At 54.2% G+C, this 19,031-nt stretch carries 20 protein-coding genes; 4 read left to right on the forward strand and 16 right to left on the reverse strand.

Translation table 11 applies throughout. The annotated features are described in order from the left end of the window. Positions 1 to 83: 83 nt before the first annotated feature. The 6 genes from FHS09_RS01830 to FHS09_RS01855 form a co-directional block, all read right to left on the reverse strand. Positions 84 to 446, reverse strand: a complete 363-nt coding sequence (locus FHS09_RS01830; RefSeq protein ID WP_183456120.1) for a polysaccharide deacetylase family protein — start codon at positions 444 to 446, stop codon at positions 84 to 86. Between the two features lie 16 nt (positions 447 to 462). Next, positions 463 to 783, reverse strand: a complete 321-nt coding sequence (locus FHS09_RS01835; protein ID WP_183456122.1) for a hypothetical protein — start codon at positions 781 to 783, stop codon at positions 463 to 465. A gap of 306 nt (positions 784 to 1,089) precedes the next feature. Next, positions 1,090 to 1,635, reverse strand: a complete 546-nt coding sequence (locus FHS09_RS01840) for an SRPBCC family protein (protein ID WP_183456125.1) — start codon at positions 1,633 to 1,635, stop codon at positions 1,090 to 1,092. Between the two features lie 109 nt (positions 1,636 to 1,744). Continuing rightward, a complete protein-coding gene (locus FHS09_RS01845) occupies positions 1,745 to 1,972 on the reverse strand; it encodes a hypothetical protein (protein ID WP_183456126.1) in 228 nt (75 codons plus the stop codon). 2 nt (positions 1,973 to 1,974) lie between these two features. Beyond that, positions 1,975 to 2,490, reverse strand: coding sequence for a hypothetical protein (locus tag FHS09_RS01850; RefSeq protein WP_183456128.1), 516 nt, complete (start codon positions 2,488 to 2,490; stop codon positions 1,975 to 1,977). Positions 2,491 to 2,690: 200 nt separating this feature from the next. Continuing rightward, positions 2,691 to 3,044 carry a hypothetical protein gene (locus FHS09_RS01855; RefSeq protein WP_183456130.1) on the reverse strand — a complete coding sequence of 118 codons (354 nt, stop codon included), beginning with the start codon at positions 3,042 to 3,044 and terminating at the stop codon, positions 2,691 to 2,693. A 276-nt stretch (positions 3,045 to 3,320) separates the two neighbouring features. Here FHS09_RS01855 and FHS09_RS01860 point away from each other — a divergent pair, with 276 nt between their 5' ends. Further along, positions 3,321 to 3,665 carry a helix-turn-helix domain-containing protein gene (locus FHS09_RS01860; protein WP_183456132.1) on the forward strand — a complete coding sequence of 115 codons (345 nt, stop codon included), beginning with the start codon at positions 3,321 to 3,323 and terminating at the stop codon, positions 3,663 to 3,665. Positions 3,666 to 3,845: 180 nt separating this feature from the next. Here FHS09_RS01860 and FHS09_RS01865 read toward each other — a convergent pair whose 3' ends face one another. From FHS09_RS01865 to FHS09_RS01880, 4 genes are all read right to left on the reverse strand, one after another. Next, on the reverse strand, positions 3,846 to 4,688 hold the full coding sequence (locus tag FHS09_RS01865; protein WP_183456134.1) for an alpha/beta hydrolase family protein: 843 nt from the start codon (positions 4,686 to 4,688) through the stop codon (positions 3,846 to 3,848). A 17-nt stretch (positions 4,689 to 4,705) separates the two neighbouring features. Further along, on the reverse strand, positions 4,706 to 5,236 hold the full coding sequence (locus FHS09_RS01870; RefSeq protein WP_183456136.1) for a hypothetical protein: 531 nt from the start codon (positions 5,234 to 5,236) through the stop codon (positions 4,706 to 4,708). A 252-nt stretch (positions 5,237 to 5,488) separates the two neighbouring features. Next, complete coding sequence (locus FHS09_RS01875) at positions 5,489 to 6,034, reverse strand: hypothetical protein (RefSeq protein ID WP_183456138.1); 546 nt, start codon at positions 6,032 to 6,034, stop codon at positions 5,489 to 5,491. A gap of 117 nt (positions 6,035 to 6,151) precedes the next feature. Continuing rightward, entirely contained in the window at positions 6,152 to 6,694 is a 543-nt protein-coding gene (locus FHS09_RS01880) for a hypothetical protein (protein WP_183456140.1), read from the reverse strand. A 292-nt stretch (positions 6,695 to 6,986) separates the two neighbouring features. Here FHS09_RS01880 and FHS09_RS01885 point away from each other — a divergent pair, with 292 nt between their 5' ends. Further along, positions 6,987 to 7,220, forward strand: a complete 234-nt coding sequence (locus FHS09_RS01885; RefSeq protein WP_183456142.1) for a phage integrase N-terminal SAM-like domain-containing protein — start codon at positions 6,987 to 6,989, stop codon at positions 7,218 to 7,220. Between the two features lie 240 nt (positions 7,221 to 7,460). Here the strand turns inward: FHS09_RS01885 and FHS09_RS01890 are convergent, their stop codons facing one another. From FHS09_RS01890 to FHS09_RS01910, 5 genes are all read right to left on the reverse strand, one after another. Further along, positions 7,461 to 10,301, reverse strand: a complete 2,841-nt coding sequence (locus FHS09_RS01890; protein ID WP_183456144.1) for an ExeM/NucH family extracellular endonuclease — start codon at positions 10,299 to 10,301, stop codon at positions 7,461 to 7,463. Positions 10,302 to 10,648: 347 nt separating this feature from the next. Beyond that, positions 10,649 to 11,224 carry a peptide-methionine (S)-S-oxide reductase MsrA gene (msrA, locus tag FHS09_RS01895; RefSeq protein WP_183456145.1) on the reverse strand — a complete coding sequence of 192 codons (576 nt, stop codon included), beginning with the start codon at positions 11,222 to 11,224 and terminating at the stop codon, positions 10,649 to 10,651. A gap of 42 nt (positions 11,225 to 11,266) precedes the next feature. Continuing rightward, positions 11,267 to 12,430 (reverse strand): iron-containing alcohol dehydrogenase, encoded by a 1,164-nt coding sequence (locus tag FHS09_RS01900; RefSeq protein WP_183456147.1) that lies wholly within the window; start codon positions 12,428 to 12,430, stop codon positions 11,267 to 11,269. After that, positions 12,427 to 13,815 carry an aldehyde dehydrogenase family protein gene (locus tag FHS09_RS01905; RefSeq protein WP_183456149.1) on the reverse strand — a complete coding sequence of 463 codons (1,389 nt, stop codon included), beginning with the start codon at positions 13,813 to 13,815 and terminating at the stop codon, positions 12,427 to 12,429. Before FHS09_RS01905 ends, FHS09_RS01900 begins: the two co-directional genes overlap by 4 nt. A 79-nt stretch (positions 13,816 to 13,894) precedes the next feature. Beyond that, entirely contained in the window at positions 13,895 to 15,268 is a 1,374-nt protein-coding gene (locus FHS09_RS01910; protein WP_183456151.1) for a glutamine synthetase family protein, read from the reverse strand. Positions 15,269 to 15,412: 144 nt separating this feature from the next. Between FHS09_RS01910 and ppa the strand changes: the two genes are divergently transcribed. Further along, on the forward strand, positions 15,413 to 15,949 hold the full coding sequence (gene ppa / locus FHS09_RS01915; RefSeq protein WP_183456153.1) for an inorganic diphosphatase: 537 nt from the start codon (positions 15,413 to 15,415) through the stop codon (positions 15,947 to 15,949). Between the two features lie 711 nt (positions 15,950 to 16,660). Here ppa and FHS09_RS01920 read toward each other — a convergent pair. Continuing rightward, a complete protein-coding gene (locus FHS09_RS01920) occupies positions 16,661 to 16,852 on the reverse strand; it encodes a hypothetical protein (protein WP_183456155.1) in 192 nt (63 codons plus the stop codon). 53 nt (positions 16,853 to 16,905) lie between these two features. On the opposite strand from FHS09_RS01920, the gene FHS09_RS01925 reads away from it, so the two are divergent. Next, the gene (locus FHS09_RS01925) at positions 16,906 to 18,858 is read left to right on the forward strand and encodes an NHL repeat-containing protein (RefSeq protein WP_183456157.1); all 1,953 of its coding nucleotides are present in this window, start codon (positions 16,906 to 16,908) and stop codon (positions 18,856 to 18,858) included. Positions 18,859 to 19,031 lie beyond the last annotated feature (173 nt).

The raw sequence follows: 19,031 nt of genomic DNA on the forward strand, positions 1-19,031 counted from the left end.
GAGATCCAGGACCTTATCTGAAAGACACGTTTGAGACTGCAAATCTCGGTATTTTTGCAGGATAACGTGCTTTTTTTATGCAACTACAGGGTTAAATGTGTCCTATACGCGTCCACCAAAATATCATCCACAGATACTTTATTTGCGGATTTATGAGCATAGCTATGATTTGCCAAATAAAAACCTGCATTGACATAATCTGATAAACGATCGCTCGACTCCTCGTCTACATTTTTTCCAGTGACGTAAAATAGCGCTTCGTTTACACCTCGATTCTTCAACTGCTGAATTATTCTTTGAGTTTTCTCTTTTCCAGACATCACATTACCACCAGGCAACGGGACGTCGTCAAAAGTCAGAGCAATCTCACCTGGAAAAGCACTCATAGACCAAAATAGTCCTACCATGGTCATGAGTTTGTAGAGTAAAAGCAAAGTGCGATTCATAGCAAAGAATCTCCCCTTAGGCATGCGACTCACCATCTAAGTCAGGCTGCTTGCAAAGTGAAATGTTACGATAATACCGACGTGCAACGATAATAAAGGCCTGAGAAAAAATTAAGCCTCCGATACCTCCGCCGAGCGCAGCACCAAGTAACCCCATACCAACGACACCCCCAATATGTCCACCTAAAATGACGCAAAAACCACAGGTAGCAAGTCCTAACCAGGTTTGCCAATGACGAAAGCATTTCGTATATACCTTTCGCCATCGTGCGCCCCGCTCTTGTATCGAGAGAGCTGAAAACTCAGGTATGCTTTTTAATGTCCAGTATATCTTCATGTTAATTGCCTAACGGCACGCAGAATCTTCATGTCAGAGGATCTTGATTTCCTTTAGCCATCTGAGTGCATCAACAGTCCACCTGTCAGTGTCTTTGCCTTGCTTCTTGACTCCAAAAGCATGACCGCCAGTTTGATAGAGTATGAGTTTCACGTTTACGCCAACTTTCTTCAATTCTCTTTCATACACTTTCGAATAATGAACCGGATCAACCGGGTCATCTTTGGCGTGTATCGGGGCGCCCAATAGTCGGGAGCGGTTATAAAACAACTTCTACTAAGCATCCCCCCGCAAAGCCGGTGGCCACTAAGTTTCTGCTAGCTGCTTAAGTTTAACGAGAAAGTTATCTTTGAAGGTCGCTTTTCTCTGATCAGAGAACTCAGAAGATTCCCTGGTTGCACGCTGAGGATTTTCTTTAGAATCAAACCAATTATAAATTCTGCTCATAAATATAGACACAAGGGTTTTTCCGTTAGCTTCAGCGACAGAAACCATTGCAATACCCTGTGATTGCTCTCCTCGGTCTACATTAGGCAGATTAGCTAATACAATCATTTTTTTAGGGATTATTTTTACGACCTCAATGTAAAAGCCACCATATAAATGAATCCTATCGCCCTCTGATATCTTGTTGCTCTCCGAATCAGCGGCCATCCATGGCATCCACTTGCTCATTTCGACGACATGAGGCCAGACTTCATCAACAGGCTTATCAATAACCGTTTCAAAATGATCCACGTAGTAATATGAACCGCCTAAATTTGTTTCAAGGTTGTTGATCTGCGCTACAGATGAAAACGAGACGCACAAACCAAGCAAGATCGTTATTTTTAATAGAATTTTTTTCTTCATTTTGGCTCTCTTGTCATTGCGTTAAGAACGCGTAATATTCTTCTTATTTGTGCAACAACAAGCGTAGCGAATACACAAAAATATCTGCAGGTAAAATTATGATTAACAATCACTCTTTGTCATTTTTTATCGGATTCAAACTTGGTTTTGAGCCCTCTAATTTTTCAATTTCATTCGATACAAGAGCCAAAAGCCGATCAAGATACTGACGATCATCCTGTATCTCTGAAAACTCATCCTCATCGTTACATTCATCCTCAGACACTTCTGATAAAGCAGCGCCATATGCTTGTATTGCCGCGCGAATATATGTTAAGTCTTTGTATGAAAATGGCATAACTACATTCTCTTTCTCATATATTTTTTCAATGCTTCAAGCTTTTCAATGTATTCAGATAGCAGCATATCTCGATCTGTCTCTATTGAATAATAGGTATTACCTTCGCTATCCACGAAAGTGTCTTTCGCGATGACCAATCCTTCTTCCAGCTCGGCATTCCTCGCAACAACCCACCAGCAATCGTTTTCCCCCAATTTAACTTTACTGCTTATACCATCAAAAAGTGACGCTCCACCGGATCTAGCCAGAACATAAAGATCGTCGGAATCATTCATCCTATAAGTAACGATATCATTCTTTTTATCTTGCTCCGCCCTAGTCCTGCTATTGTAAGAGCGTTGTGGGCGAGCATCCTCTTTATAGCGTACCTTGCCTATTTGATCGTCTTCCAATTTACCTTTACGAAACACAACATCCACATCAAATTTGTACATATAAATTTGATTAGATCGCCTGTTCCTTTTCAGATAATCAGTCGCTTGCTCTTTGTTTAGCGTCAATACATTTGCTTTCATTATTTACTCCCTTAAATTAATAGCGATCAAACAGCTACTTATCCTACTAGAAATATTGCGGCCAGGGCAAGGTACTGGCACGATTTTTATCGAGAAGTATCTCGGCCAAAATATCGCTCCGCCTCTCCAACCCTCTAAATTGGTAGCTCTTATTTAAACAAGATCTCCGGATTGTGTTTTTACTTTAGGTTACTCCGGTCTCAATATTCTTTTTTGTTTCTGAAAAACAGATTTTTTAAAATGATATTGATTGAAAGAGCTAACGCCTTGGCTTCCAATATTTGCCAATCGGTCAGTATGACGAGTTCCTGACTCTTGAACATTCGCTTTGCCTTTACCCATGTGGCGATCTGCCTTTGTTTGATCAACTGCTCTATCTCCCCGTGAGTAATATTCACGTTATGGGAGCTGCGACAGCTTAGCCAGTCACACATCAGTTCGCCCAATGGAATTGATTCCGCACGATTAAAGTTAACCAAGTCCGTGGACAAGATGCTCGCCCTTTGGATAAGGGAATTCATGCTTTTTAGTAGCTCGTCTATATCTTCCATCATTGGCCTCGACTACCAGATCGCTTGCGGGGTGGGGGTGGGGGTGGGGGCATGCTAGCTTCCGATTCTTCCCCCTTACCACGCCGCCGCCGCCGCCGCCAGCAAGCTCCATGGTCTGTATCAACGGCACCTACATAGCCGGCACATCTCGCCTCTCCTTCCACTACGCGAGAATCGCGAATAGAGTGAAGTATTACTCCCCCAAAAACACCAAAAAGGAATATTATTTAAATAATCTCCTTTTTTGGTAGGTATCGCCGAGTACCCTATGCTTGCGCGATGCCAAACATCTACCCATCCTACGACGTCCTTATCCGCCTTCTCCGAGAGGTCCGCAAAGAGCGGCAGATCACGCAGGAGGAGCTATCAGAACGCCTCGGAAAGCATCGAACCTTTGTTACCAAATACGAGTCCGGGGATCGACGACTGGATGTATTCGAGCTTCAGGCAATCTGCACTGAGCTCTCACTGGATATACATGCAGTAGTGGATGCGGTCATAGGGAAAACACCACCTGGCACGAGCCGGCATGAAGAGTACCTGCACGGCTTTGCCAAGGGCTTTCTTATAGGGAAGGGATACAAGGTGGAAGGTGGGGTGTTTGCGGAGAATGAGGATGGGTAAATCTGTCCTTTTCTGCTCCGTATCAGCTCAACACTCGATACGGATGGGCGGGCACCCCTTACCTGGACCCGACGGGGACTTTCACCCTGCAAGATGCCGGGCTTTGCCAACGCGATAACACCAAGCTTTGCCGAAACCGAAGCAACGCATAGATTTTCCGCAAGAGCTTATGTTAGATTTTCATTTTACCTTGGCAAACCTTTTGATCCAATCAGCGACCGTAGAAAATGTTTCAGTCATATTGTTGTGGCCTAGATTTGAAAACAGTACATATTCGTATTCATGCCCATCGTCTATTAGTTTCCTCAGTCTCCGAATAGATAGATCGACCGGGACACTGCCATCATTTCCTCCAAACACCCAAATACCAGGAATTTTAAGTTTTGCTAAGCTTTCACTAGGATCAGTATCTTTACCTAGAAATCCAGGCCAAATATACTTTACCTTTCTCGATTTTAAGGCTTCCTCATAACTCGGAATCCGCTTGCCATCCAGATCGGACGTGTATTTGCTGAAAATATCTTCTTCACTTACCTTGCAGACCGGACCGCTCCATAAAACCATAAAATCTACGACCTTTCTTCTTTCCGCTGCCAGAGGGACAATCCAGCCAGCCTGACTAATGCCAGTTAAACCGATAGGCAATGTTTTTGTTTTTGGGTGTTCACGCAGAACATTCAAAGCGGCAATCGAATCGTCAGCAAGCAAGCTGATATTTTTCCCACTCACATTTTGATTGCCTTCATAGTTACCACCCGAACGCCCAACACCACGCTTATCATAAACCAACGCAGCAATACCTTCTGAAGCGAAGCGCTGAGCCCAATGCATATTTCTCTCTTGCTTACCTGAACCATGAATAAAAACCACAGCAGAATGAATCTCATCGCTCTTGGGAAATACTATTGATCCAGAAAGTCGCTCTGTGTGACTAACAAATTCAATTTCCTCAATTTTGTAACCTTCACCGTAGACACAAGTACTTCCGAGAAAAAAAAGAATCAAAAATATTACTTTTTTCATAGGTTATCCTAATATTTTCACTCCTGGAAGCACCACAGGTAACGACCGCGGTAATATTTGTATGGATTATACAGCCTTACAACTGGTGGATCTTCGAAGTTATATTGGATTAGCGCGACATCGTAGACCCCGTGATTTAGCTCTTCTTTATCAAAATTGCATTTCTGTGATTTTCTTTTTCCTTTTGCAATTTTCACATAAAGAACATCACCCATACCTCTATCATGAGCGCTAAATATACCGTGCTCTACTTTCATTGTATGCAAATCAAGATCGGTAAGCTTTGCCTTCTCTGACATAGGAAAACTGATTAATTTTTCATCCACCTTGAGTGCAATACTCTTTAAATTATCGTTTTCTGCATCCAGGTTTATTTCTATTGAGACATTTTTATATGGTTCTGGAAGAACACCTTCAACATAGACATGATGGGAATGCAAACTGGTTGTGTCATATGCCACCGCCAAAATTGGGAAGAGACCCAGAAAAAGTATGAGATTTCTCATAACAAAGGGGACGCATCTATTTTTGTCATCAAATTCAACCACCTAAGAGTCATTGTACTGTGCGACTTTTCGGCCCTCATATGTAACTACTCCCTCCCTGTAGGAGCGGCCGTTGGCCGCGATAGGCTTCCACTACGAAGCGAAACCGATCGCGGCCAACGGCCGCTCCTACAGAGAAATATCGACGCTCGAGTTATCCACAGGGTGAGAAGTTACCCTCATACAGCCATTTTCCCAAAGGGAAAATGCACGCCATAAATAGATCCGTCCCCTTTCGTGTCTCCCTTTCGGTCGTTAAATGCTGGTGGTCCAGACCTCTACACGGTTCCCATCACAGCCATTGACTGAAACGCTTTTTAAAAAAACATAAGGATTTTCTGGATAAAATTCATTTTCAATAGTTTCGTATTCTTCTTTTATATCCAGATTTTCCAAATTTACCCATTCTCGCTCTAAGGTAACCGACATTCTACAGTAACTCATATTCTTTGAATGGTTCTCTGCCCTAAGAAGATTTCCATATTTATCTAGAATAATAAATGCAAATGTGGAAAGCCCGGAATTTGAAACTCCTAAAAAATAGTTACCTCTCTCGAAACTAGATATCTTATCAAAAGTAAGATTCTTAAAATTAGCAATTTCCTTTTCTTCATCTGACACGACCAATCGAAACACTGGGTATGATTGATTCTCCCTTGTGTCTCTTATCCTTTTGATCACTATATCATCGAACTTAAATCTATCTTCTTTCAGCTCCTTTTCGAAGAACCATTGATCTGCATGCGCATATAAAGAACACAGAGAAACAAGTAGAAATAGCGGATTTTTTTCATATTGCATTTAACGCCGCGCTCAGCCGCGGCTAACTTTGGGCGCTTTATGCGCGAAAATAGGAGCGTAGCGACCGCGCATAAAGTGCACAAAGTTAGACGTCGGTCTGCAGCGCATCGTTATACGTCAGAACCTGAAGCCCGCGTTGAGGTTAAATAACAGGACACGAGCCACGGTCTCACCAGGACTGCCAACAAATTGGAATTTTACTTCAGGGCCAACAGTAAATGTATCTCTAAATACCAGCCCACCTTTAAAAGATGCCTCAGCCATAGACCTAATTTTACTTCGATCAATGCTAAATTCAGCTGCCCCAACCCCAGTAGTACAACCTAAATATGCGTTTAGGTCTTCATCAATAGTGAATTCTCGTATAAAACGAACCCCGGCCGATACTGATTTATAATTGTTGTTATTCTCACCTTGAACATCTCTTTCTGACTCAAGCAAAGTAAAATCGACGTAATATAGTTTGGAGTGAGGCACCCAACGCACGCCTTTAGCTGTTCCAGAATCCAGGCTCAATCTCGAATATGGGCTGCCGTTCATCTCACTTTCATCTATATCAGCTTTAACGGTGGCCGATGGAGCGTATGAAACAACCAACTCATTCGCAGAAGAGATGTCAGCAATGAATAAAATTAAAGGTATAAGATAAATTACTTTCACTATTTTTCCGTATAACAGTTAATTCAAAAGACACTGCCATATATCTACCTGCGCTCTATCTGCGGCCTATTCCAAATCTTCTTGACGGAAAAATCCTGACAAAACAAGCAGTTAAACTGAATTGGCGGATTTTTCAACAAATAAATAGTACAGCTCAGCTTTATATCTCCCCCATAGAGACGCTTTTGATCATATTGGCGACGCCTTAAAAGTCAATGATTTAGGGAGCGTTTTCTGTAGATAGACGAAGCCACTGCTGAATTCAGCTATTGGCATGTGACGATACAAGGAGATGGGAGAGACGGAAATCGAAGATTTCCTGAGTTTCCTCGCATCGCAGCCCTTTTGCTCAGCCAATACCCAGCGTATAGCGCTCAACGCGCTTGTGTATCTTTTCAAGCGCTTCCTCGGCAAAGATATCAATCTGCTTGATTTCAACCCGCCAAACAGCGTCGGGCGTTTGCCGGATTTACAGCCGGGAGAAGATAAAGGTGACTCGCTCAAAAGATCGCACAGTACAGAGTGACAGTTTGAAGAGTAGGTTACTGAGTTAGATCCCTCTCCCCCGGCCCCTCTCCCGCAAGCGGGAGAGAGGTGCATAGAAAACGGGCCTCTGGAGAGACCCGTTTTGGGTGGGTAATTTCTGAAAATCGCCATTCCGGCAACTCGTTAGAGCTGCGAAGCTCACGTCAGAGTCCGGAGAATCCACATGCGCTGGATTCCGGCCTTCGCGGGAATGACGATGTTTAAAAGGTTCTTAGTGCGATTACCAAGCCCTACCGATGGCAACTCTGCCGCTTGCGCTGTCCTCGCGGCCCGTGCCGTCGCTCACAGTCAGGGTAATCTCGTAACTACCCTTGCGGCCGTAGCGGTGCCAGGCATTTGGCTGCTGTGCCTCACGGCCGTCTCCAAAATCCCAGTTGTAGCTGAGGTCGCCGTCACCGTCGTAGCGGCTGCGGTCGAATACCCAGACCCAGTTGAAGAAACGCCACAGGGAGAAGCGGGCCTGGGGTCCGCTGTTGTCGTCCACCAGCAATTCCCGCTGCGTGTTGGACTGGGCACCGAGGCCATCTTCTACCTGCAGGGTTACGGAGTAGGTACCGCCCTGTTGGTAACGATGGCTGGGATTCTGCTCCGCGCTTGAGTGGCCGTCGCCGAAATCCCAGTGCCAGCTAACAATACTGCCGTCACTATCGCTGCTGGTGTCGGTGAAGTGGACGCGCTTGCCCTGCGCCTCCGTGATGAAATCCGCGGTGGGCGCGGCATTGCCGGCACTCAGGTCCAGCTCCACCACCAATGGGTCGTGGTCGGAGGCGCGGTAGGGGTCGGCGTTGTAGAGGGAATCCAACTGGCTCGCGCTCTTGAACTCGGTGTTGTAGTCCAGTGTCCGCGGCTCGTCGGCGTTGATATGCCAGTCGGCGACGCCGGTGACCAGCGGTGCCAGGGCGGCGTTGGCGAGGGCGTGATCCAGGTAGCCGGCCTGGGCCTGGAATACGTAGGAGTGGGCGGCGTCGCCGTGGAAGCTGGCGAGCAGATTGGTGTAGCCGGCGTCCTGCAGTGCGGTGATGGGATTTTCCCGGGCGTAGCTGTTCAGGTCGCCGAGGACCAAAACGCTGTCGGTGCCTGTGCCGGTGGGATCGGCCGCGAGCCAGTCCGCCAGGGCGTCGGCGGCCTGGGTCCGGACCTGGTTCCAGCAGCCCTGGCCGTCGTTCTGGTCGTCGTTGAGGCTGCCGTCACAGGGGCAGCTGCCCTTGGATTTGAAGTGGTTGATCGCCACCGCGAGGGATTCGCCGCTGGCCAGTTCGGTAAAGGCCTGCAGCAGCGGCTGGCGGTTCAGGTCGTCGAAGGGGTAGCTGTCCAGGGTGGCGGCGGCGCCGAGGGGTTGCACCCGGTCGCTGCGGTAGACGATACCCACGGTGATCGCATCGCTGCCCAATTGCGCTTGGCCCGGGTCCACAAAGGCGTAGACCTGGCTGCCGGCGGCGGCGTTGAGGCCGTCAACCAGGTCCTGGATGGCGCTGTCGGTGCCGTAGCCGTCGTTCTCGATTTCCATCAGGCCGACGATATCCGCACCGGTGCCGCGGATGGCGGCGATGATTTTGTCGCGCTGACGCTGGAACTCGTCGAAGGTGTCGGCGCCACGGGAGGTGGGGAAGTCACCGCCGTTACCGTCGCCATTGAAATAGTTGAGGACATTGAAGCTGGCTACGTGCAGGCTGCCGGTGCCCGGTAGCGCCGGGGAGGCGGTGCGCGGTTCGGCGTCGGCGAATTGTGGCGTTTCCACCGGATGCACACGGTAGGCGTCGAAACCGTAGCCGATGACGCCGCGCAGGCCGGTCACCGTGCTGCCCGCGCGCAGGCTGTTGTCGGCGCTGAGCCCCGGGGCCGGATAGGGAATGGTTTCCGGGTTCTGCACCGTGGAGCCGTCGTCGAGCAGTATGCGGTTGAGGTCGTTGGCAGCCTGCTGCGCCTGGGCCGCGGGGCCCGGTTCGGCGACGTGGGTGGGCTGGTAGAGGCGGCCGGCGGAGAGACCCAGTTCGCCGTAGCGGCCCAGGTTGTAGTTGTCGCTGACTGTGAGCGTCTGTGCGAAGTTGGCCAACATGCCCTCGTAGCGCTCCGCGTGGTCCGCATCGGCAAACGGCAGGCTCACTTCCGCAGCGGTGACGCTATGGCCGCTGCCACAAACAGCGACGCCGTCCACTTGGTTGAGTTCGGTGAAGTCGAAGTACTCGGTCACTTGGCCGCCCACGCGCACCAGGTCGCCCACATTCACGTCCACGCCGAAGCCGCTGTCGAACACGAACAGGCCCTCGGAGCTAGTGTCCAGGCCGTCCTGGTCCGCGTCCTCCTCCTGCAGGAAGAAGCCGCCGAGGCCGCTGGCGGTATCCTGGAAGTCCCCGGCCACCACGGCTTCGATTACGTGGCGTTCGGAGACGAGCGGGCTGGCCGCACCGCTCCCCTGCACCGCGCTGATCAGGGTGGCCGGATCGCCGCACTGGCCGAGTCCGGCATCGCCGCCACCGCCGTTGTCACCGCCATCGCCGCTGCCGTTGTGTTGGCCCAAATCGGCAAAACTGTCCTGGCCGGCGCTGGTCCACTCCACCGCCGGATCGAAAGCTGCGCCGGCGTCCGTGCGGCCGTTCGCCACATCGGCATTGCGGATCAGCGTCTGGTTCTGGGTGCCGAGGCTGGAGTTGCCCCACTGGCTGCCCGGGTCCACGCCGATCTGGCCGATCACATCCGCGAAGCCGGCGGGGCCGACGAGGGCCACCGCGTCGTCGCCATTGAACAGGCTGCCACCGTAGGTCTGGTCGGCTTGGGCCAGTACCGCGGCATCGGCGCTGGAGTGCGCGAGCACAAATACCTCGCTGTCGGCCAGGCTGCCGCTGAGGGTGATATTCGCACCGGGGGAGGTGGAGCCGTTGAAATAGACTTCCACCGCATAACTGCCGAGGTCCACCGGGTTGCCGGTGCCGTTGTAGATTTCCAGCGCCTTGTTGTAGCTGCTGCCCTCGATATATTCGGAGATTATCAGGTCGCTGGCCTGGGCACTGCCGGCCAGCAGGATGAGCCACAGCGCGAGCTGCGACATTGTTGTGGTTTTCATCAGGTCTTTCCTTTGATTATTTGAAAAATGAGTAACTACTCACCCTGAGGATAATGGGAACGTCCATATTTCCCTGTAGGAGCGGCCGTTGGCCGCGATCGACTTGGCTTCGTAGCGGAAGCCGATCGCGGCCAACGGCCGCTCCTACAGGGAGGAGTAGCTCCAAAATGGAAGCCGTAAATCCCCACGGCCGTAACCGTTCGCGATTGCGAACAGGATTTCCAAGCAGGAAGCTTGCCAGGGGAAGTGTGATGAAAAGATGAAAACCGCCGGGCGCATGTACTGTTTTGTGATCTGCTCACCGTAAACAGGAATAGTGTTGAGTTGTAGGGTGCGCCGTGCGCACTCTACCCTCCCCAGACTTCTTCGAGGCGTTGGTCGCGCCCACAGCGGAAGCGGTAGTACTTGTAGCGGATGGGATTGCGCTGGTAGTAATTCTGGTGGTATTTCTCCGCGGGGTAGAACTTGCTGGCAGCGACAATTTCGGTGGCGATTTTTCCGTCGAGCTTTTTCGCCACTTTTGCTTTGCTGGCCTCTGCCAGCTTTTTCTCTTCCTCATTGCCGTAGAAGATGGCGCTGCGGTACTGGCTGCCGCGGTCGCAGAACTGGCCGCCCGCGTCCAGCGGGTCTACGTTGCGCCAGAAGACTTGCAGTAATTCTTCGTAGCCGATCTTGTCCGCGTCGTATTTCACCCGAACCACTTCCGCGTGGCCGGTGTTGCCGGCGGAAACCTGGTCGTAGCTGGGATTTTTTACGTGGCCGCCGCTATAGCCGGAGGTGGTTTCCAGTACACCTTCGAGTTTGTCGTAGGGCGGTTCCATGCACCAGAAGCAGCCGCCGGCGAAAATTGCTGTGCGGATATTGTCTTGGGCCAGGGTGGTGCTGGTGGTTAGGGTCAATATCAAAGCGAATAGATAACGCATAGGTTTTCTCCTTGTCCTTGGGCCCTCACCCCCGGAGTCAAATCAACCGCAGAGGGCGTGTTCGAATAATAGGCTGTATTGCGCCGCATCGAAGCGGATCGGGTTGCCGGCCGCGGCGGCGTCCATTTCGGCCATATGCCCTATCCGTTCGATATCCGCGTCGCCGATGCCGATTTCCTCCAGGCTATGGGGGATGCCGATTTCCTTGCGCAGGGCCAGTATCCAGCCGAGGACACCGTCGAAGTCCGGGGTGTCCAGGTCCAGATATCGCGCGAGTTTTTCCATCTGCGGCACTATGGCTTCGCGGTTGGCCCGCAGCACATAGGGCATCAGTATCGCGTTGAGCAGGCCGTGGTGCGCGTCATAGAGCGCACCCAGGGAATGCGACAGCGCGTGCATGGCGCCCAAGCCGCGCTGGAAGGCAGTGGCGCCCATGCTGGAGGCCACCAGCATCTGCAGCCGCGCCTCCAGGTCGTAGCCGTCTGCCACCGCTCGCGGCAAATACTGCCGCACCAGGCCCATGCTCTCCAGGGCAATGCCTTCGGCCATGGGGTGGTACGACGGCGAGCAGAAAGCTTCCAGGCAGTGGGACAGCGCATCCATACCGGTAGCGGCGGTGACTCCGGGCGGCAGGCCCAGGGTCAGTTCCGGATCGAGGATCACCAGCGCCGGCAGCATTTTAGGGTGAAAGATAATGCGTTTGACCTGCGCCTCCTCGTCGACAATCACCGAGGAGCGCCCCACTTCCGATCCGGTGCCGGCGGTGGTGGGCACCGCCACCACTGGTGCCATTCCGGCGACGTCCACCCGCTGGAAATTGTCCCCGATATCCTCGAAATCCCACAGCGGCCGATGCTGCCCGGCCATCAGCGCGACCGCCTTGCCCGCATCCAGCGCGGAACCGCCGCCGAAGGCGATAACGCCGTCGTGACCGCCGGCTTTGAAGACCGCTGTGCCGTCCGCCACATTCTGTCCGCTGGGGTTGCCCTTGACGGCGGAAAAGAGCCCTGCTTTCAACCCGCGGTCGCGGCACAGGGTCAGGGCATTTTCCACCATCGGCAGCGCAGCCAGCCCCGGATCGGTCACCAGCAGCGGCGCGGCCATGCCCAACTCGCCGCAGGCCTCCGGCAGTTCGGCAATACGGCCGGCGCCGACGCGCATGTCGGTGGGGTAGTTCCAGTTCGCGTGAAATCGGGTGATGTTCATAATCGAATCTTTAAGTGGAAGGATTTCGGCCGGGTCAGGTGTTCGTAACCGATGCTCGACAGGGTGCAGCCGCGCCCGGAGTTTTTCACCCCGCTCCAGGCCAGCGCCGGGTCCAGGTAATCGCAGCGGTTCAAAAATACTGTGCCCGCTTCAATGCGGTCGCCCAGTGCTTCGGCCGCCTCCAGGTCGCTGCTGAAAATCGCCGCGGTGAGGCCGTATTCGCTGTCGTTGATCAGCGCCAGCGCCTCCTCGTCGTCGCGGACTTTCCGGATGCCCACCACCGGGCCGAAAGTCTCATCGCTCATCAAGCGCATGCCGTGGTGGACTTCCGTCAGAATCTGCGGCGCCAGGTAGGAAGTGCCGCGTTTATCCGCGGGGAAATCCACCGGGTCGATATGCGCGCTGGCGCCCTGGGCAATGGCCTCGTCTATCTGCCCGCGCACAAAATCCGCGGCTTCCACGCGTACCAGCGGACCCAGGGTTGTTTCCGGATCATCGGGACGGCCCAGGCGGTATTGCCTCACCAGTGCGATCGCGCGCTCGACGAAATCCTCGTAAAGCGTCTCTTGCACATAGATGCGCTCTATGCCGCAGCAGGATTGCCCGGAATTGAAGAAGGCGCCGTCGATTGCGGTTTCCACCGCGTATTGCAGGTCGGCATCGGCGCGTACATAGGCCGGGTCCTTGCCACCCAGCTCCAGGCCGACGCCGATAAAACGCCCCGCCGCCGCGTATTCCATCGCGGCACCGACCTTCACCGAGCCGGTGAAGGAGAGGTGCTTGATTGCCGGGGAGCAGACCAGCCGCTCTATATCCCCATGGTTCAGGTGCAGGTACTGGAATACGCCCCGCGGCAACCCCGCCTCGACAAATGCCTCCACCATGCGCTCGGCGGCCAGGGGCGTCTGCGCCGAGTGTTTGAGCAGCACCGCATTGCCGGCCAGCAGCGCCGGCACCACCGCGTTTACCGCGGTGAGGTAGGGATAGTTCCAGGGCGCGATCACCAGTGCCACCCCCAGTGGTTCGCGGCGGATAAAGCGGACAAAGCCGGGCTTTTCCGGCAGCCGGATATCGGCCAGGGCCGCTTCGGCGATATCCGCCATATAAGTGGCGCGCTCGGCGAAACCGCGGATTTCCGAGGGGGCCTGGCGGATGGGGCGGCCCATCATCCAGCAGAGTTCTTCGGCGAGTTGGCTTTCTTTGGCGGTGAAGTTTTTGATCGCGGCGCGGGTGATGGCGATGCGTTCTGTTAATGGGGTTTGTTTCCAGGCGGTTTGGGCTTTTTGGGCGTTGTCCAGTGCGGTTTGGATTTCGCCAGGGGATGCCAGGGGGCGCTCCAGGTAAACAGAGTTGTCGATTGGGGAGATGCATTGCAGTTTGTTCATAGGTGTTTCTCTGCTGCGGTGGTGTTGGCGGGCCTGCGGCCCGTTGCGGAGCTGGAGCTCCGCGGTCCCGGGGCCCCGGTCAGATGATTTCGAAATAGCGGTCCAGCTCCCAGTCGCTGACGTGGCGGCGGTACTCCCGCTCCTCCCACTCGCGGCTGGTGGCGAAGTGGTCTACGAATTCGTCGCCGAACAGTTCGCGAGCGGGTTTCGAGGCCTTGAAGCGCTGCGCCGCCTCCCACAGGGTGCGCGGCAGGGCCAGTTCCGGCGGGTGCTCCAGGGCGTAGGCGTTGCCAGCCACGGCTTCGGTGGGCTCCCATTCGTGCATTAAGCCGTAGAGGCCGGAGCCCAGGGCCGCGGCCAGGGCCAGGTAGGGATTGGCATCCGCCGCGCCCAGGCGGTATTCCAGGCGCTGGGATTTGTCGCTGCCGGGGATGGCGCGCAGCGCGGTGGTACGATTCTCCACCCCCCAGGTGGCGTCGGTGGGCGCCCAGAAGCCGGGCACCAGGCGCCGGTAGCTGTTCACCGTGGGCGCCATCAGGCACAGAAATTCCGGCATCAGCCGCTGCTGGCCGGCGAGAAAATGGCGTTGCAGCGCGCTCATCGCCTGCGGCTGCTCCGGGTTGTAAAAGGCGGATTTGCCGGAATCGACGTGGCGCAGGGAAAGGTGGATGTGCCCGCTCTGCCCCGGGTACTGGCCGGACCACTTGGCCATAAAGGTGGCCATCAGGCCGTTGCGCTGGGCCAGCACTTTCATAAAGGTCTTGAACAGCGCCGCCTTGTCCGCCGCCGCCTCGGCACCGTCCACGGCGATGGCAGCCTCCAGCACCCCGGGGCCCGTCTCGGTGTGCAGCCCTTCCAGGGGGAAATCCATGCGCTCACCCAACTCGAGGATCTGTCGGTGCAGCTCCGCGTGCACCGAGTTGCGGATCACCGAGTAGCCGAACCAGTCGGGGGTGTAGGGTTTGAGGTTGCGGAAGCCCTTCTCCCGCGCGGAATCCGGGGTCTCGTCGAACAGGAAGAATTCGTACTCCAGCGCCGCCAGGGGCTCAAAGCCCAGGGCCTGGCTGCGTTCTATCACCCGGCTCAACGTAGCGCGCGGGCACACCGCCCGGGCGCCTTGGTCGAATTCGGCCAGGAACAGCAACATGCCTTCCTCGAAGGGGATCTCCCGGCAACTGTGCGGCAGTATGCGCACCGGCGCGTCCGGGTAGCCGGTGTGCCAGCCGGTGTAGCGGGCGTTGTCGTAGAGCTGGTCCTTGACGTCCCAGCCCAGCACCACATCACAGAAGGAGAAACCCTGCTCCAGCGCGGAGAGGAACTTGGCACGGCTCATATACTTGCCGCGCATCACTCCGTCGTTGTCGAACAGGCCCACCTTGATGTGGCTGAGGTTGCGCTCCTCGACGATGGCCCGGGCGTCGTCGAGTGTCTTTACCTCCCGTGGATTCAGCATCGATTCCCTCCGCCGCTATTGTCGTTATGGCTGGTTACAGGATAGTCCGAACCAAAGGATCTAAGGGCGCCGCTTTCAGCCTTATAAGACAAGGTTTATAATCCGCGCTCCCCAATTTCGCCCATTTTTCAGTCAGGACCAGCAATGAGCTTCGACAAGATCCCCGCAGGTAAGGACCTGCCCAACGATATCAACGTCATCATCGAAATCCCCGCCAACCACGATCCAATCAAATACGAGGTGGATAAGGATTCGGACGCAGTATTCGTGGACCGCTTCGTGGCCACCCCCATGTTCTACCCTGCCAACTACGGCTATGTGCCCCAGACCCTGTCCGAAGACGGCGATCCCCTGGACGTGCTGGTAGTGGCCCCCTACCCGGTGATAGTGGGCTCGGTGATCCGCTCCCGGGTGGTCGGCGTGCTGAACATGACCGACGAGTCCGGCGTGGACGCCAAGCTGCTGGCGGTCCCCCACACCAAGCTGACCAAACTCTACGACCACGTGCAGGAAATCTCCGACCTGCCGGAACTGCTGATCAAGCAGATCGAGCACTACTTCGAGAACTACAAGGCCCTGGAGCCCGGCAAGTGGGTGAAGGTGGAAGGCTGGGCCGATGCCGAAGCGGCGCGTGCCGAGGTGCTGGCCTCCCGCGAGCGCTATCTTAAAGAAGAAGGCTAAACCCTCCTTAGCCCTAAAAAACGGCCTCGCGCCTAATGCCAGTCAGTCAAGCCAACTGACTGGCATTTTTCTTTTCTAACCACCTATCCCCTGCATCCCCTTGCCACGGTTAGCTGCAACAATACGGATCTGGCGATAAGCCAAAAGAGTTAGTTAATGTGACTCCCTGTAGTGCATCAGCAGCTTACTCCGAAACGAGTCTCAGCGAAAAAACCGATCCTACCGTTTGGGATGCAATTAAAAAATTTTGCAAATCTTTAAGTACGGCTTTCAATGCCAGGCTCCGGCTGGAGCGTTTTTCCCTTTCGTTCTCCGACATAAATAAACCAGTGGCAAGATATATCCAACATTGCGATATGAAGGCGCGTTTTTGATCATTAATAGCACTCCAGGAAGAAAGTGACGCGCAAATCTCTGATAAGTTTCCCGCCGAATTAATCTGAAGCCGGTGTTGATTAGCAGCTCACGCCAGTGCAAAGCTATGCATAAGCCAAAATTCAGAGTTGAAAGGTTGGAATTTTTATTATGAACCCGATCAAAATCCAGCCTTCACCCAGCTGATTAGATAAAGAAACCCGTTACAGTTTCACTCCGCCCTTCCCTTTTTCAGCCTGGTTGTGCGGTCTTCCCGCACCTCAACAAAAAACGCACCCAAGGATTGAACAATGCTTCAACGACTCCTTATCCCGCTTCTTCTCACTTCCGCCCTACTCACCGGCTGTGGTGGCGGTGGTGGTGGTGGTGGCAGTAGCAGTAGTAGCAGTAGTAGTAGCAGTAGCAGTAGTAGTAGCAGTAGCAGTAGTAGCAGTAGCAGTAGTAGTAGTAGTAGCAGTAGTAGTAGCAGTAGTAGTAGCAGCAGTGGCAGTGGCGCCCCCGCAGCCGTCGCCAAGGTCTCGTATCCAACCCCCAATGCCAACCTCGCTGGATCTGTCACTACCACCACGGTCACCGGCATTATGGTCAAGGTCGACGCATTAGGGAACGAGGCACCGGCCAGCGCTGAGGATACAAGCAGGCTGTCCGTCAACGATGTCTTCGCCACTTTTGACCTGGACGAGCCCCACCGATGGCACGCCGAGGTTCCGGTCGACCCACAGCTCGGCTCTCAGGAACTCAAGGTAGTCTGGGAGGATGCGTCAGGAAATAGCGGGGATATTTCGCAAACTGCCTACAATCAGCCTTTCCTTGGTCGAACCGGAGGCCATGCCGTGCTGGACAGCGCCAATAACCGCCTGCTGGTCACTGATAGGTCCCAGGCGGGGCTGATAGCCATTGATCTTGCCTCCGGCAAGCGCGCCACTCTCTCCCCCGGTGCCTTCGCGGTCGGTGACATTGCGCTGGACACTGCCAATAACCGTGCGCTGGTTTCCGATCTGGAGTTTGTAAGGACGGTAGATCTCGCCACGGGAGAGCGCACTACACTCTCCGGCAGACACATCGGCGGTGGTACTGCTTTTCAACGCATCTACGGCCTTGACTTGGACAGCGCGAATAGCCGAGTGCTGGTTGTCGATACATCGCAGGATATTCTGTTCGCAGTGGATCTCGCCACCGGCGATCGGAGCGTCCTCTCAGATGCCGACAGCCTCATCGGCGAAGGCCCCGCTTTTGGTCAAATTTCGCACGTTGTGGTGGACAGCACCAATAATCGCGCGCTGCTCTTTGATTTTGGGTTGCCGGCTCTAGTAGCTGTGGATCTCGACACCGGCGATCGCACCATTCTCTCCGACAGTGACACCGGCACCGGCATCACTCTTCAGGGTACCAATACCCTTACGCTGGACAGTGCCAACAATCGGGCATTGATCACCGATTCCTCGTCGAACAGTTTGGTGGCGATCGATCTCGACACCGGCGACCGCACCCTGATCTCCGTCGATGGTACCGGCTCCAGCACGAATTTTACCGGACCCATCGCCCTTGCTCTGGACAGCGCCAATAACCGCGCGCTGATCCCGGATTACGGGACGGATCTACTCCTGTCGGTCGACCTCGATACCGGCAACCGCAGCATCCTGTTCGATGGCGGCACCGGCACCGGGCCGGATTTTGGTTTCCCCAGGCAACTTGCGTTAGACAGCCTCAACAATCGCGCGTTGATCCTTGATTCGAGTCTGGAGGCATTGATAGCGGTGGATCTCAACACCGCCGACCGTACCATCATCTCCGGAAGCAATCCCGTCACGCCCTTTAAATTCCCCCGGGGTCTTGCGCTTGACCGCGCCAACAATCGCGCATGGGTCCTTGATGCGGACCTGGACGCACTGGTGGCTGTGGATCTCGACACCGGTGATCGCACCATTGCCTCCGGGGATGGGGTCGGCACCGGCAAGGCTTTTGTGTTGCCCCTGGGCTTTGCGTTAGACAAGGCCAACAATCGCGCGTTGGTCACTGATTGGAACCTGGGTGCACTGATAGCAGTGGATCTGCAAAGCGGCAATCGCACCGTCATCTCCGACACGGATACCGGTACCGGCAACCCTTTTGAAGGCCCCACGCAGCTTGCACTAGACAGTGCCAACAACCGAGTGCTGGTGGTTGATGAGGACCAGCATGCAGTGGTGGCGGTAGACCTCGATACCGGTGACCGGACTATCGTCTCCATGGATGGGGTCGGCACCGGCAACGGCCCTGCCTTAGGCCAACCTAACTCCATTGCTTTGGACAGCGCCAATAACCGGGCGCTGGTCACTGATCGCAGGTGGGATACCCTGGTAGCAATCGATCTCGACACCGGCGACCGCAGCATTGTCTCCGATTTCAATGCCGGCTCCGCCCTGCATCTTGACAACCTCGTCGATCTTGCATTCGATAGCGCCAATAATCGGGCATTCGTCATCGATTACACAGTGAAAGCGCTCGTCGTCGTTGAACTGGAAACGGGCGAGGGGGCGATCAGCTCTCGATAATCTTTGCGCATGCGTGGGCGTCCGGCCCGCGCATGCCGAGGAATATCGTCTTCCAACAAAAGTAATCCGCAGTGCGGTAATGCCAGTCAGACAAGTCAACTGACTGACTGGCATTTTTCTTTTCTGGCGGCGTACCGGTAGGGACCCTGCCTCACTTCTCAAAGACAGATCCC

It is taken from the genome of Microbulbifer rhizosphaerae, from assembly GCF_014191725.1.
In the GTDB taxonomy this organism is placed as follows: domain Bacteria; phylum Pseudomonadota; class Gammaproteobacteria; order Pseudomonadales; family Cellvibrionaceae; genus Microbulbifer; species Microbulbifer rhizosphaerae.